This window comes from Methanolacinia petrolearia DSM 11571 (assembly GCF_000147875.1).
Lineage (GTDB): Archaea > Halobacteriota > Methanomicrobia > Methanomicrobiales > Methanomicrobiaceae > Methanolacinia > Methanolacinia petrolearia.
The window spans coordinates 1,202,573-1,217,988 of record NC_014507.1 but is presented as its reverse complement, the minus strand read 5'-3'; the positions used below and the strand labels follow the sequence as shown (position 1 = coordinate 1,217,988).

At 47.2% G+C, this 15,416-nt stretch carries 14 protein-coding genes; 3 read left to right on the top strand and 11 right to left on the bottom strand.

Going from position 1 to position 15,416, the window contains the following annotated elements; genetic code table 11:
* Positions 1-642 precede the first annotated feature (642 nt).
* From MPET_RS06025 to MPET_RS05975, 11 genes are all read right to left on the bottom strand, one after another.
* On the bottom strand, positions 643-1,359 hold the full coding sequence (locus MPET_RS06025) for a TetR/AcrR family transcriptional regulator (RefSeq protein WP_013329125.1): 717 nt from the start codon (positions 1,357-1,359) through the stop codon (positions 643-645).
* Between the two features lie 28 nt (positions 1,360-1,387).
* Entirely contained in the window at positions 1,388-2,188 is an 801-nt protein-coding gene (locus MPET_RS06020; RefSeq protein ID WP_013329124.1) for a ferredoxin, read from the bottom strand.
* A gap of 588 nt (positions 2,189-2,776) precedes the next feature.
* On the bottom strand, positions 2,777-2,968 hold the full coding sequence (locus MPET_RS06015; protein ID WP_013329122.1) for a hypothetical protein: 192 nt from the start codon (positions 2,966-2,968) through the stop codon (positions 2,777-2,779).
* 1 nt (position 2,969) lies between these two features.
* Positions 2,970-3,335, bottom strand: a complete 366-nt coding sequence (locus MPET_RS06010; protein ID WP_048131018.1) for a YlbF family regulator — start codon at positions 3,333-3,335, stop codon at positions 2,970-2,972.
* Positions 3,336-3,504: 169 nt separating this feature from the next.
* Positions 3,505-3,696, bottom strand: coding sequence for a hypothetical protein (locus MPET_RS06005; RefSeq protein ID WP_013329120.1), 192 nt, complete (start codon positions 3,694-3,696; stop codon positions 3,505-3,507).
* Entirely contained in the window at positions 3,696-4,061 is a 366-nt protein-coding gene (locus MPET_RS06000; RefSeq protein ID WP_013329119.1) for a YlbF family regulator, read from the bottom strand. The genes MPET_RS06005 and MPET_RS06000 overlap by 1 nt, the downstream gene beginning before the upstream one ends.
* A gap of 280 nt (positions 4,062-4,341) precedes the next feature.
* On the bottom strand, positions 4,342-4,587 hold the full coding sequence (locus MPET_RS05995; protein WP_013329118.1) for a type II toxin-antitoxin system MqsA family antitoxin: 246 nt from the start codon (positions 4,585-4,587) through the stop codon (positions 4,342-4,344).
* The gene (locus MPET_RS05990) at positions 4,584-4,838 is read right to left on the bottom strand and encodes a DUF4258 domain-containing protein (RefSeq protein ID WP_225353870.1); all 255 of its coding nucleotides are present in this window, start codon (positions 4,836-4,838) and stop codon (positions 4,584-4,586) included. The genes MPET_RS05995 and MPET_RS05990 overlap by 4 nt, the downstream gene beginning before the upstream one ends.
* Before the next feature lie 246 nt (positions 4,839-5,084).
* Positions 5,085-7,160, bottom strand: coding sequence for a cation:proton antiporter domain-containing protein (locus tag MPET_RS05985; RefSeq protein ID WP_013329116.1), 2,076 nt, complete (start codon positions 7,158-7,160; stop codon positions 5,085-5,087).
* Between the two features lie 168 nt (positions 7,161-7,328).
* Positions 7,329-8,189, bottom strand: a complete 861-nt coding sequence (locus tag MPET_RS05980) for a methanogenesis marker 8 protein (protein WP_013329115.1) — start codon at positions 8,187-8,189, stop codon at positions 7,329-7,331.
* A 62-nt stretch (positions 8,190-8,251) separates the two neighbouring features.
* Positions 8,252-9,403, bottom strand: coding sequence for a molybdenum cofactor synthesis domain-containing protein (locus tag MPET_RS05975; RefSeq protein WP_225353854.1), 1,152 nt, complete (start codon positions 9,401-9,403; stop codon positions 8,252-8,254).
* 362 nt (positions 9,404-9,765) lie between these two features.
* On the opposite strand from MPET_RS05975, the gene MPET_RS05970 reads away from it, so the two are divergent.
* The 3 genes from MPET_RS05970 (at position 9,766) to MPET_RS05960 (ending at position 14,982) form a co-directional block, all read left to right on the top strand.
* A complete protein-coding gene (locus MPET_RS05970) occupies positions 9,766-12,108 on the top strand; it encodes a PAS domain S-box protein (protein WP_013329113.1) in 2,343 nt (780 codons plus the stop codon).
* Positions 12,109-12,361: 253 nt separating this feature from the next.
* Complete coding sequence (locus MPET_RS05965) at positions 12,362-14,482, top strand: carbohydrate-binding domain-containing protein (RefSeq protein ID WP_013329112.1); 2,121 nt, start codon at positions 12,362-12,364, stop codon at positions 14,480-14,482.
* Between the two features lie 149 nt (positions 14,483-14,631).
* Positions 14,632-14,982 carry a hypothetical protein gene (locus tag MPET_RS05960; protein WP_095522112.1) on the top strand — a complete coding sequence of 117 codons (351 nt, stop codon included), beginning with the start codon at positions 14,632-14,634 and terminating at the stop codon, positions 14,980-14,982.
* Positions 14,983-15,416 lie beyond the last annotated feature (434 nt).

Below are 15,416 nucleotides of genomic sequence, written 5' to 3'. Positions count from 1 at the left end.
TTGCTGAAAATAGCAGACAGGAAAAATGCATATAAAAGATAACAGGAATTATCACTTTTTGAATTTTAACCTTGTAGAAAACTTTTCAATTTTTTATCGTCTCTTACCCTTTTGATCTTTCACGACGGATATGAAGGATTTATATTTGCAACTTTGCACAACGTTGCACAAACTTTGCAAACTTTTTTGCAAATTAAAAAAAAGGAAATTTAGTGATATTTTTCTAATTATTGTACATATAATAAAATTTATAATTATTATTATTTTATTTGCAAAAAAATTAGGCACACACACAGGACGATCTTTGCATTAGTCCTGCCGTTGTGTTCTGTGCGATTTCGTTTTTTTCGCAAACAAAATGATAGAAAGCAGATATGAGGGCAGTTATTCGAAAAATCTCATTATTGCAGTTATTTAGTTTGCAAAATCTTTGTGCAAAGTGTTTGCAAACATGTGCAAAGTTGCAAACTACTTCGGATGTTGCGGGGCATGTACTCTGGCCGGGACCACCGGGGCGTTTGTATCTTTGCAGCACTTTTAAAACTGTCTTATTTGTGGCTAAATAAAATTAAGTCCTGAACAAACGATCTTTCAGTCATTATTTTTTAGATAAGCTCTAAAATCAGGAAAGAATTAAAATTCTTATTTCATTCCTTTCCCGGATTCCACAATATCGGTCAAAGAAAATCCGAACGATTCAAAATCCCCGGTATCCATATTCGGAGAAATCTTACCTGAAGAGATCGAAGGAATGATGAACCTGAAAAATTCACCGGTGAACTGCTCGTAGCTGAACCCTTCCGCCTCGATAACAAGCTTCCACTTGTTTTCCATCGACAGGATACCCATGAAGGAGGTCATTAGGTACATCGAAGCCAGGAAAGGATCGAGGTCCGCCCTGATTGTCCCGTCATCGATGCCCTCCCTGATCGCATCCCGGAGGATCAGCCGGCAAGTGCCATATCCTTTCCCAATCTCTGCGGTGCATGGATTCTCCCCGGAAAAACGTTCCGAACCGTAATAATGAATCATCCGCAGGTAATCAGGATATTCCTGTGAATACAGGTAATAAGCCTGGCCCATCAGGAGAACCCTGACAATTCCCGGAACATCCTTTACCATGCATTCTTTGTATTTCTCCTCAAGAAGCCGGACACCGCGGAGAACAACAGCGGCGAAAAGTGCCTCCTTATTTTTAAAATAAAGATAAATCGTGGCCTTGTTCAGTTCAACCTCGCGAGCGATATCTTCCATCGAGACATCTTCATAGCTCCGCGAAAAAAAGAGACGCTCGGCCGCTTCGATGATCTCGTTCTTTCGCTGTTCCTTTTCCCGTTGTCTTCTGTCGGCGATTCCCATAATTATTCAAACCTTACCCTGATTATATTCAGATAAAACATTCAGGCTCCTTTCGCTCGCTGTAAAGCGTATGGAGACGCAGCTGTGCATCCTTTACCATACCGGGTTTCATAGTTCTCGCACCCTTCGGACAATTCCTTATGCAGGCGCAGCACGTGATACATCTTTCAATATCTGTCAGGTTGCAGTTCTCCGGGTCGATTGCACCGACCGGGCATCCCTCCGCACAGATCCCACACTGGTCGCACTCATCGCTCACCGCAATAAAATCGACAATCCACAGTTTGGAATCCCCACGGTAAGGGTGGCAGCCGGGAATATTTACACCAGGGATCTGGTCAACCGACCGGATGGTATCAAGTTTTTCCCGCACCCTCTGCCCGAATAATTCTGCTTTGTGCAGATCATCTACATCCGGTCGTCCCTCTGCCGTCGGTGTCCCGGTGTCCGAGAACGAATGTTTGCCGATAAACGCTGCACCGGCGATAGGTCTGCACCCGCATCCTGACACGATGTCTTTCAGTTCGAGGAGTGCGTCTTCGTATACGCGATTGCCATAGACGACGACACAGACCGCCGGGGTATTTTGAGCCTTAATTTCATTCAGCCATCCGGTTAAAAGAGCAGGCACTCTTCCCATATAAACCGGAACCCCGATTACGAGCAGTTCATTCTCCCGGATTTGTAAAGGCTCTTCTCTTGCACCCGGCCGGGTGATATCCAGCAATTCCACGTTGCCGGGTTTCATCCCGCGTGCAATTCCCTCGACAACTGCCTTCGTTGTTCCTGTAGGCGAAAAACAAACTAATTTCACGGATTCTATTTCCATTTTATTCACTCCGTTATGACTGCCGGAGGCAATCTCTCAAAGCAATATAACTTTTAGTTATAATATAACTATTGGTCATCAAATAACTATAAGTTGTGACATTAAGATATGATTAGCAAATTTTCCAGCGGGGTCCTTTTGCGCTTCGGCAATTAATGTAGTCCTGTTTCGAGATATCTGAAAACATCCTGTAACGTTAGAATCTTCTGGACTTCTGCGGGAAATTTTCGCAGAAATCACAAAGTGGTTTTCACGAAATAAAAATAGTTAAAAATTAGAGAAGGCCTATTTGATCTTTTTCTCAAGCTTCTTGAGCTTCTTCTTGGCGGCTTCGCTGCCTTCTGCCGCCTGTTTCGAGAGTTCTTCTGCCTTTGCCTTCTTTGCTTTATTCAGCTGTTCCATTTGTTTTTTAGATCTTGGCATTCAATTACCTCACAACGCCTGAATTGTTCCATTTATCTTTTTTCCTTTTTATGAATATCCCTGTATCGTATGACACAGGTTTTCATTCTCCGGTTATATGGAATAAAATTCCCGGGAACGCATGGGATTATGATCCGTCAAAGAAAAAAAGGACCGAAAACATCCCTATTTGTAACTGCACCCGCACGAGGGAACACATACCGAAGCGTAATCGATCTTTGTTATCTCCTCGACCCTCAGATTCACTTCGATCAGCAGCAGGAGAAACTCGGGAGGACTCATTTTTTCCTTGGCATCCTTCAAAACGTCGGAGAGCCTCTCCGCCTCTGAAAGGACGTCATTTTCTCTGGCAGGCATGTTACCGACACCCCCCTAACCTCTGTGCAAACGGCTGGCCGATCTTTTCGCTGATCAGGTCGTTCGAACTCCTGAAAAGAGCAGCGAGAGCCTTCTGCGAATTTTCAAGTTTTGCCAGCGTTTCATTGTTCTTCATCTGTTCTTCCAAGTCGTTCAGCTCATTGAGAACCTTCCGGTCGAATCCTTTCCTTTGAAGCTCCAGCTGTTTCATCCGGTATTCTCCCAGGAGATCCTGTGCCCCCTGGTTTTTATTCAGTTCCTCGTCGCACTGTATCAGGTTCCGGTATTCTTCGCTTTCGACAATAGCCTTCCCGAATGCGTTTATCCTTTCCATAAGCTCATCGCTGATCTTCGATTCCTCTGCCATGTAATTTCCCCTGCTGATAATTGTCTGGTAAAAAACGTTCATGAAACGAAAGTTTCATGCACTGTTTGATGCAAATCACCACGTGATTTTCATAGAATGTATTCTTAAAAAAAGGTTTTCAAAAAAGATTGCAGAAAGATTTAGGTCGGATTTATGAGGTTCAATAATCCTAACTGCAATTGTAATCGCTGTAGGGTGCACATATCGACCCGTAATCGATCTTTGTAATCTCTTCTATCTTCATGTTCATCTCGATAAGCATGAGAAGATATTCATTAAGGCTCATCTCGTTCTTTGCCTCCGCCAGGGCATCTGCAAGCCTTTCCGCCTCTGCAAGGACTTCGTTTCCTTCGGCGGACATCAATAACATCCCCCGCGTTTCTGTGCGAACGGCTGATCGATCCTGCTGCTGATCAGTTCGTTCGAACCCCTGAAGAGGCCGGCGAGTGCCTTCTGTGAATTTTCGAGGCTTGCCATGGTCTCGTTGCTCTTCATTTGTGCCTCAAGATCATTCAGCTCGCCGAGAACCCCGCGATCAAAACCCTTCAGCTGCAACTCCTGCTGCTTCAGCCTGTACTGCCGGAAAAGGTCCTTTGCCTTCCGGTCATTGTCCAGCCTCTCGTTGCACTGTATCAAAGTCCGGTATTCACTGCTTTCAAGAATGGCATTACCAAATGCATTTATCCTGTCCAGAAGTTCGGGACTGATCTTCGATTCTTCCTTCATGCATAGTAAATTGTTAATACATTTTGATAAATTTTTTTCTTAAAAAAATGTTTTTTAATTAACATGCAGAGGTGCATATCGATTCAACACATCTAATTGCAATAGGGTCTCAGGAAAATTTTACGGGATCTCTCCTGAAAAGTTTTTTTCCCTGCATCAATCTCTCATAGAAAAGCAGTCTTTCTCTCTCATCCCCCTAAACTCACCTGGCGACAGGATGGTTGCAGACAATTTTCCCCCTTTGAGATATTCATTGAGATTAAAAAAGGATTCAACCGGTTCAAACTTCCAGTTTAACTTCACCTGCCGCAACGGGCTTGCAGCAGATCCTGCCTTTATGAGCATCTTCCATGATCTTATCGATTTTTCTGGAGATATCCGGAGTGAAAAAAACCTCTCCGCACTGATCACAGATGTATGCCGGGATATCCCTGATGATTATGACCTCTTCACCGACCCGTACCATGAATTCGGTATTTCCTTCTTTAAGATTTCCTTTACAATAACTACATCTTTCAGGGATCATTCGCTCTTCCTCCTAATTTTATATTCAATCCAATGATATTCATCCGGCACATAGACTGTAATTATTCTGAGATGATCCTCACAGAATCCTACTACTAAATGATAGGGCTGATTATTAATATATCCGAGCATCAGCACAGAAGGGCATGGTTGATCATCAGAATATTCTTCTATGATCTCTCCGTTTTTTAATAAAATAACCAGATCATCAGTAGACACATTTCTTTCAAACATCCTGACTCTGGCATGCATTGAAATTATAAATGAATCGTCTGATAGTAATTGCACAATCCTGACTGAATACTTCGACATATAGATCGATAATTATCTTATCATCACCATAATATTTGCATTAACCGGTCTGTTAAAAACTGACCATCAGTTTTTGTCACGGAAAAAGAGAATTAAGACGAATTAGAAACATGCAAAATATTAATAATCCTGATTAGTACTAATCACGATTAGATCCACTTCACTATAATAAAATCCAAAAAAAGATCAATCCGACTTCTCTGTAAACATAGGGATAATCATATTAATCGAAGTCCTCTCGCCGATCACGACCGCAGTATCGCCTTCATATAAAACCGTGTTCTTGTCGGGATTAACTTCCGCATCACCGGCCGAGACCCTCCTGACGGCAATAACTGTCACTCCGTAATTTGCACGGAGGTGGAGTTCTGAGAGTTTTTTTCCGCATGCATCCGAATTTTTGCCGACGTGAATCTGCTCGACCGAGTTCCTCGTCTTCGGCATCCTCTCCTCAGCCTCCCTAATCCTCAGGCCGAATATCTCGAAGAACCCGGGCTTAGGTTCGGACTTCAGGTGCGACAATACCGGTTTTTCAAAATACGTATCGTAAAGTTCGCAGCGGATCTGTCTTGCGTACTGGTCGAGTTCCTGCTGGGGAACCTGCTCGTTTGCAAGAATTCTCCTGAAGATCTGGATCGCGGCCTCCCTTTCATCCACTATGACCTCGTCCGCACCGAGATGATAAAGATCCGCAATCTCGGAGATGAACCTCGAACGCGTGATAATGCCGATCTTCGGGTTCTTCCTCCTTATCGCAGTAATCACCGCCTTTACAGCCTGCGTATCCGGAATAGTCAGAACAATTGCCCTTGCCATATCGATCCCTGCAAATTCCAGGACCGATTCATGCCTCGCATCGCCATAAACAATCTTCTCGCCCTTCTTCCTCTGGTCGCGGATCGTATCGGGATTCAGTTCAAGGATCACGTAATCCATCCCGATCCTCCTGAAAGCCTTTGCGACATACTGGCCCACGACGCCGTATCCGACTATAATCACATGCTCCTTCGGCTCTTCACCGGGAACAGGAGCAATGCCGGGAGCGGTGCCGGCAGCCCCACCAAATGAAAGAGGAGCGTTCCCGTTCGGAACCGGATTCCCCCTGGCAAGAGCCCGGGCCATCCTCGGTGCCGAATCGACAAGGAAGGGAGTGACGGCCATCGTAACGATCGAGATTGCAAGGAATATCTGGTAGAAATCATTGGTGATTATCCCGGCGACAAGACCGGTCGATCCGATTATGAACGAAAATTCACCTATCTGTGAAATTCCTACGGCAGACATAAACGCAGCACCCGAATCAGCACCTGTCGCCTTTATGCTCACGAAATTTATCAGGCTCTTTCCGACGATAACCGCCGCAGCAAGCAGAACAACCATCACAAGATGAGACCCGAGGAAAGACAGGCTCACCATCATACCGATTGAAACGAAGAAGAAGCTCGTCAGTATATCACGAATCGGCATAATCTGGCCAACAACCTCATGGCTGTACTCCGATTCCGATATGGCAATCCCCGCGAGGAATGCACCGAGTGCAAGAGAAACCCCGTTCAGGGACATCAGCCACGCGATCCCGAAGCATATTACGACTATAGTGATAATGAAAAGCTCGTTGTTCCTTACCGCCGCAACCCTGATCAAAAGGCGGGGAACGAAAAATATTGCCGCAATCAGGACGAAAGCAAGAATTATCAATCCGAATATGAGGCTCAGGATCTCCGTCGGGATACTGCCCCCCGAAGTTCCGGCAAGGATCGGGATAATAAGCATCATCGGTATTACGCTGATGTCCTGGAATATCAGGAGCCCGAGGGATGTCTTACCGTGCGGTGTATTGATCTCGCCCTTCTGCTGGTAAAGATTCATTATAATAGCAGTCGACGACGGGGCTACGAGAAATGCCGTAAGGATCGAAACAGCCGTGGAATAACCGAGATAAGTCATTATCAGCCACACTACAACTGCCGTGATCAGGAGCTGAAGGCCACCGCTGACAAGAATCTTCTTCCACATAGCCAGGAGATTTTTGAGCGACATTTCAAGCCCGATTGTAAACATCAGGAAGATTACGCCGAGCTCGGCAAGCAGCTCGACCTGCTCTTCGGTAACGAGCCCGAGAAGTGAAGGGCCGACGATTATTCCGGTTAAAAAATACCCGATAATCATCGGAAGCCTGAACCGCCTTCCGACAAAAATGACGGCAAGTGCACATGCCAGAATTATGAATACTGCTGTTATCAGTTCTGTTTCGGTTTCCATAGGTGTTAAGGCTCCGGAAAATATAGATCGCGATATGATATTTTGACGACTGCTCTAAAGAGTAGGAATTTTTAGTATATACGGTTTATCAGGAGATTAAAAAAGAATATCCAGGGCAATTTCAGGAATCAGACGGCAGGCAGGGAATCCTGAATATTTTATGCCCCGTCAGACCAGGGGTTCGGGCTGGCTCCCCGAGGCCACCGGAAGCTTCGTCGTCTTCACAAGGACCTGCTCATCTCCGCACCTGACCTTTTCAAGAATTATGTCCTTCGCTATCCGGGTCATGGCATAGGTCGGAATAGCGGTTCCTGCCTGAACGAGGACCTTCTTTCCCGCGGCCTCGCGAATAGTCGCCGACGCACAGGACGTTACGAAGTCGGATACCGAAACGAGAGTCTCCGCCTCCTCCCTGCCAAGTCCGGTGACATGAACGCCGAATATGATCGCATCCGGATACTGCTGCCGGATCTTCTCCGCCTCAGCCGGAAGAGCGACCGTTACTGCGACTTTCTCATATCCAAGCTCGTATGCCTTCGCAAGGCCGGCCATCTGGTCGAGCGATGCATTCTCTTTATCGATAACGAGACCTCCGGCCTCCTCGATCCGGCGGATCACATTCTCATAAGGAACTGTTTTTACGAGTCCCGACATCCTTCCGCCTATACCCTGCACTAGGGAAGGATTCGGAGAAACAAGGGTACCCGCTCCGTCGCATGCAAGAACCACGGCATCGAGCATCCCGGCCGAAAGCCCGAAGCTCAGGATCTCCGACGCTCCGAACCCGACGAATTCACGGTTTTCTATCACCTTTCGTTCCGGCGTGCACATCCCCCAGGTTTTTATCCTGTATTCGATATTCGCCTTAACAGACTCCCTATCGAGATCGTACACCGGGCAGGAAAACTTCTTCGTGAGCGGGCAGGATTTGATCATCGCCTCCCCCACCTCGACCACTTCGCCGTTTCTTACGATGATCCTGCATCTGCCGGAAGCCTCGATTATATGTTCATCAAAAATTTCAGTCATTAACTCTCCTGCTGATAAATTTGAGACTGATAAATAATGAGATTATCCGGCGGCCAAAAAATTCAGGAAGAGGAAATCATCCTGAGCATACGGACTTCGACCTCGTCTCCGCTGTGAAGTGCAAAGGTTCCGGGCACGTGAAGGATCGCATCCGCTCTTACCATTATCATATACCCCGGCGATCTCGACAACGGGACAATCGAGGTCTCTCCGTCTTTTTTCTCCACCTTCACCATCATGAAGCGGTCGAACCTTCCCATGGACGGGATATCTGCGGCAAGCACTCCTCTCACAATCGTATCGGGTACCACGGGAACGCCCCACTGCACAAGCAGGGGACGGACCAGTTCATGGAATACCGTCCTGGCAGAGATCGAAGGCCCGGGCATCCCGAATGCAGGCTTCCCTTTTACCCGTGCCATTGATGCGGGCTTCCCCGGACCCATCGCCACCCCGTGAATCAGAAGCTCACCCGAATCTTTCAGGGCATTTACCGTGAAATCCTTCGAGCCGGCGGAAGATCCCCCGAAGACCAGGACCATATCGCACTCTTTGAGAGCCTTATGGATTCCCTGTGCGATCGAATCGCGATTGTCGCGGATAATCGGGTATAATACCGGCTCAATCCCGTACTGCTTCAGGTACGCAGCGAAGATGTACGAATTCGTATTCACGATCTGTCCCGGAACAGGAGTCTCAGCGGGCGAGATTATCTCGTCGCCGGTCGCGATAAGGCCGACCTTCCAGTTTTTCACGGGAATTTCGTTAAGCCCGCAGTTGAGAAGTGCACCGATATCGAGCGCGGTTATGAGATGCCCGCCGTCCATGATCAGGTCTCCTTCTTCCACATCGGACCCTTTCGGGATGGTATTCTCGTATGGCGAAACTTGAGCATGAATCATGTACCTGTTCTCCGCAACCTTCGCCACCTCCTCGATCGCAATGACGGCATCGAAACCTTCGGGAAGCGGCATTCCCGTATTCACCCGCGGAGCCCCGAGCTCGATCCCGTTATCCTTCCCGGCACCCGTCGTCTCCCCGCTTCTGACCGCAATACCGTCGGGCCCGCCGAGTATAAGCGGGGGATTGGTTCTCTTCGAGCAGACAGGTCCGGCAAGGACACGGCCGCAGGCATCGGGGGCAGGAACCGTGATCCGGTTATCCGGGGCGGTAAAAGACGTCAGAATAATTTTTTTCGCTTCATCAAGCGGCATAAGATTCGGGTTAATACACATTCGCGGCATAAAAGTACCTTCGGACCGGTCGGGTTCCGATCCTTTTTTTAAAATATGAATCTCGTCCCTAAAATTTCAATAAGTTCAATTAACCTGTCCCCGGGATGCCACCGCCCTGCCTCCATTGCAGGTGTATGTGCTCTTTATAATCACCCAGCTCCGATAACCGGCCGGATCAATTAAATTGCCTTTCCCATTCATGTTCCGGATATAGATGATTTAAGGATAAGGAAAAAATATCAGGAATTTAACCGCTCTCCAAAATAACAACGATAAGCAGATTTTTATAAATTCAGCACAATTAGAAATTTACCACACACATATCCTCCGGATGAAATCTAATGGCAGCATTAAAAAAGAACACGAAAACAACTGAAACAATTTCCGTATTATACATTGATGAATCCTCACCAATTCCGGAAAAAGGAAGACTTGTTCTTAAAGAAAAAGGAAGCATTTCAGTTGAAGCCTGCGAAAGTGAAAAAGATGCCCTCAGGATTTTGTCAAAGAAAAAGTTTGACGCAATAGTTGCAGGATGCATAACTTCCGGCTGCAACGGCACCTCGTTTATCAGCCGACTCCGTGAAAGCGGGGACGAAACACCTGTCATAATATTCACCCCGAAGGGGCACGAGGATAACGTTATCAGTACGCTCAACAGCGGGGCGGATTATTATATCCAAAGAGACGGCGATCCTGAAACGCTGTATGCCGGGCTTTCCGAAAAGATAAACCAGCTCGTGATAAAACGGAAGAAGAAATCGATCATCAGGTCGTTCTTCTATTCAAACAGCGACGTAATGTTCGTCAAGGATGAAAATCTCAGGTACCTGATCGCCAATAACGCAGCACTGGATTTTTTCGGAGTCGGCCGGGATGAACTGAGTAATAGAACCGACCGCGACCTCCTGGGTGAAAAAAACGCTGAGACATGCCATATGGCAGAAAAGAAGGCATTGAAAACAGGACGGCCTGTATTCACGGAGGAGAACATAGGCAACAGATATCTCAGGTGCATGAAATTCCCCCTTGAGATCTCCCCGGGAAGAACAGGGATCGGAGCAATAGTCAGTGACATAACCGAAAAAAGACAGATCGAAGAGAAACTGAAGCAGCATTTAAAAAAATTGGAAGATACTCAAAAGAAATTGAAGGATAATGAAGAATACATAAAAAACGTACTTGATGGCATCCCGGTCGGCATAGCCGTTTTAACGTTAAAACCCGAGATCGGTTTTGTATACTACAACCAGAATTTTCTTAAATATCACAGGATATCTGAAAAAGCACTTGAAAATATCGATGCATTCTGGGAAAATGCCTATGAGGATCCCGTCTTCAGGGAAGAGATAAAGAAGAAGGTTCTTACCGAGATTGAAACGGGCGGTCCGGAAAGAATGCAATGGTATGAGGTCCCTGTAACCCGTTCGGGAGGGGAGACCACCTATATCAACATGAGAAACATTCCGCTTGACAAAAAAGGACAGATCATCTCAATGGTCTGGGATGTAACCGAACAGAAGAAAGTAAATGACAAGAACAGGCTTCATCTCGAACGTTTAAAATGGCTTCTTGACCTTTACCGGATTTCAGGCGGATCAGAGGAGAACCTGATGCTCCACGCCCTTGAAAACAGCAGATCCATGACTGAAAGCAAATATGGGTTCATAGGAGTTCTTACGGCCGACGAATCTGAGATGATCGTTTACCAGTGGTCAAAGGATGTGATGAAGAGGTGCGAAGTCCAGGCCACTCAAAAACATCTCCCTATCAAATCAGCGGGGATCTGGGCCGAGTGCGTCCGGAAGCGGGCACCTGTCATAGTGAACGAATACTCACAGGACAATCCCGGAAAACGCGGTCTTCCCAAAGGACACGTTGAGATTTCACGTATCCTTGCAGTCCCCATCTTTGACTCAGGAAAGATCACTGCAATTATTATCGTCGCCAACAAAGAAACACAATATTGCGAAGATGATACCGACGCCCTTACCACTCTCGGAAACCTGATGTGGGAGATCCTGAAGACCAGAAGGGCTGAAGACGAACTTATACGTGAAAAGGAACTCTTCTCACAGACATTCGAATCGCTCCGGGATGCAGCATTTGTCCTTGATGCCCATCCGCTATCAATAAGAAAGGCAAATAAAGCCGCCTCAAAACTTTTTGAATACAGCATAAAAGAAATGACGGGTAAAAAACCGGACCTTCTACACGTAGACGGCGATTCAGTAGAGCAGTTCACCAGACAGATCCACTCTTACTTAACCGGGCATACGGAAATGCCAAGATTTGAATTCAGGATGAAAAGAAAAGACGGCACCGTATTTCCGGCAGAGCATTCGATATCCTCACTCTATGATTCCGGCGGAAACCAGAAGGGATGGGTCCACATAGTGAGGGATATAACATCAGAAAAGGAAGCAGAAATGCGTGAAAAAGCCTCTCTCAGGCAGATCGAGGAGAATATGGAACAGCTTGCAACATTGAACGACCAGATCAGGAACCCGCTCGCCGTCATTTTAGGCCTTGCCGATCTCAAATGCCCGGAATCTGCAAAAGAGATAACCGATCAGGTTAAAGAGATCGACAAGATGGTTAAAATGCTGGATGAAGGATGGGTACGTTCGGAAAAGATCTGGGCTTACTTAAAGACACATTACGGCCTTGGAAAAATCGACTGATCATCAAAACCAGCTTGTAAATTAAAAAATTCCCATAAACGACCGGATGAATCGCCGGAACATAGGATACAATTTTCTTCTCCGGCACGCTTCATTTATTGCACATGTCAAAACATAGTGTCCAATAGTAAAGTATATTTTACATTGTAATTAATATAACCCTCATATACGGTATATACCGTGACGACGGACCTTCTGACAGATACGATAACAGAAATCTCAAAAAGATCCGTGAACACGGGGGAAATACAAAATGAAAAAGATAAAACTGATATTACCGGCACTGGTAATTGCAGCAGCAATAATTCTCACCTCGGCGGGATGCACGGATACAGGCGGTTCCGGCTCCGGCACCCAGGCGACGGCCGCGAACGGAGCGGCTGCTTCTTCCGCGTCGGTTACAACAACAGCCTCGACGCTCAGCACAATATCCGTAGAATACAAGAATGCGGATCTCGAAACGGACTGGGATGAATCCGACTCGACCATCATCACCCTGAACGGTGATACTGTTACGATTGACGGATCGGGTGCAACAGCCGACGGGAGCACGGTGACGATCACATCCGAAGGGACATATGTCGTCAGCGGAACACTGAACGACGGACAGATCATAGTAAATGCCGGAGACGACGACAAGGTCCATCTCGTATTAAACGGGGCGTACATAACCTGCCTGACAAGCGCACCGATATACGTCCAGAATGCCGACAAGACTACAATTACTCTCGAAGACGGAACAACAAACAAGGTAACTGACGGAACATCCTATACCATCGATGAAGAGGGAGAGCCGAACGCTGCAATCTTCAGCAAAGACGATCTCACGATCAACGGCGACGGAACACTCATTGTCGATGCAAACTACAAAAACGGCATCCAGAGCAAAGACGACCTGAAGATCGTCTCCGGAACGATCACCGTCACCGCAGCAAACGACGGAATCAAAGGAAAGGACTCGGTCGCTATCAAGGACGGAGTCATAACAATAGATGCTGAAGGAGACGGAATTCAGTCCACAAACGACGAGGACACCGAAAAGGGATATGTCGTAATCGAAGGCGGAACCATAGACATCACCGCCGGAACGGACGGAATCCAGGCTGAGACCACAGTCGAGATCACAGGCGGAGATATAATGATAACGTCCGGCGGCGGAAGCTCCAACGCCAGCAGCAACAGTAGCGGAAACTGGGGCAGCTGGGGAATGCAGTCGACTGCGACATCTACCGACAGCGCCACCCCGGACAGTGCCAAGGGAATAAAGGGAGTTACCGGCGTGATAATCTCAGGCGGAACGATCGATATCGACTCCTCCGACGATTCGATACACTCGAACGGTGCAATAAGAATAGACGGCGGAACGATCGCTCTCTCGTCAGGCGACGACGGTGTCCATGCCGATTCATCTCTTGAGATAAACGATGCGGACATGGAGATAACAAAGAGCTATGAAGGCCTTGAAAGTGCGATTATTACGATAAACGGCGGAGATATCAGCATCACAGCAAGCGACGACGGAATCAATGTCGCGGGCGGAAACGATGGATCGTCGATCAACGGAAGAGCAGGCCAGAACGAGTTTGCTGCAATTGAAGGACTAAGCCTGACCATAAACGGCGGGTACGTCTATATCGATGCAGACGGAGACGGACTCGACTCCAACGGTGATATGTATATCGCCGGCGGAAAGACAATCGTCAACGGTCCGACGAACAGCGGCAACGGTCCGCTGGATTATAACGGTGAATTCGTGATGACCGGAGGATACCTCCTTGCAGTGGGAAGTTCGGGAATGGCGCAGGCACCCTCTTCATCATCCACCGTTAACTCGGTGATGATAACCTACTCGTCATCGCAGTCCGCAGGAACACTGGTCCACATCGAATCGGAAGAAGGCGACGATATCCTGACGTTCTCGCCTGCAAAGACCTACCAGTCAGTGCTGTTGTGCACATCCGATCTCGGGGAGGGAACGACATATGTCGTCTACTCGGGCGGAAGTTCGACGGGAACGGCGACTGACGGTCTCTATTCAGGAGGAACATACTCCGGCGGCAGCCAGTATACAACCTTCACAATATCCGGCACCGTGACCTATGCAGGCTCATCCACCGGTGGAATGACGATGGGAGGCGGAGGAGGTATGAGCAGAGGAGGAGGGTCAGGAGCCACCTCCTTTAACAGCACCTCAACGGGTAGCGGCCCCGGAGGCATGTCCGGACAGGAGATGCAAATGCCCGATGGAGGACAATTCAACGGAACCGCCCCCGCCGGCGGAGGACAGTTTGATATGAACCAGAATGGCGACAGCATGCAGCCCCCGGACGGCGGAGGCGGCGGTTTTCCCGGAGGAGGGACTCCTCCTGCATAAATCAATTTTATATTAAAATTCACGATCTTAGATTCTCATAAACACACTTGAGCCCTCTTTTACGATCCCTGAAAAAGAATGACAGGATATTTGATCCACTATTTCAGGAGACAATTAACAACTTCGATGAAACCACAGAGGAAAGCAGATTGCGGTGGGAAACAAACGCCGACTGCTGGGACGCCAGGATGGGTGATCACTCGAATCATTTCAATCGCAATATCATAAGGCCGCATACCGAAGACCTGACGGAGTTTTCGTTTTTTCATTACAAGCACCCGTGCTTTGTCAGGCCGGAGGGCAGATACCTGTCATCATCGGTCTACGAAGGAGAAGCGATCAGGGGGCAGCCGGTGCTCCAGTATTATTTTCACAGGCCGCTGCAGGAAATTTTGCGGTTTGCTTTCGTAAACGGGTTTGTCGTCGACGGATTTTTTGAAGTGCCGGACGATAATGATGAACACCCCGCAGTAGCGATAATAAGGCTAAGAAAAAAATGAAATCCTGTATTAAACCCAAAATCCTTTTTTTTGAGACACGTTTTAATCCCGACATCAGACCCTTTTGATCGCGGTTGGGAGAGACATAGTTCAGACCGCGCCCGAACAATGGATGAGATCTATGCGAATCTGCGTTCATGACACTATTCACACAAATTACTGAAAGTTGTATAGGGCTGTATTTATAATTATAAATCATGTAGATTTTAGAAAACCGACTGATATTATTGTTTCATTTCAGGCCGGGAAAAAAACGGACATATAAGCACCGTCTGACGATTAAGACGCAATATTTAAAATAAAACGAAAGAAAATGTTTTTTACAAATGATTGGAACATAATTCCATCTAGAGAAAACACTCTTTTCCTGTAAGCGGAAGAGCGGGATTTCAACCGCCCTGCCGGTACAGGCAACGGGAGAAAAATTACGAGGA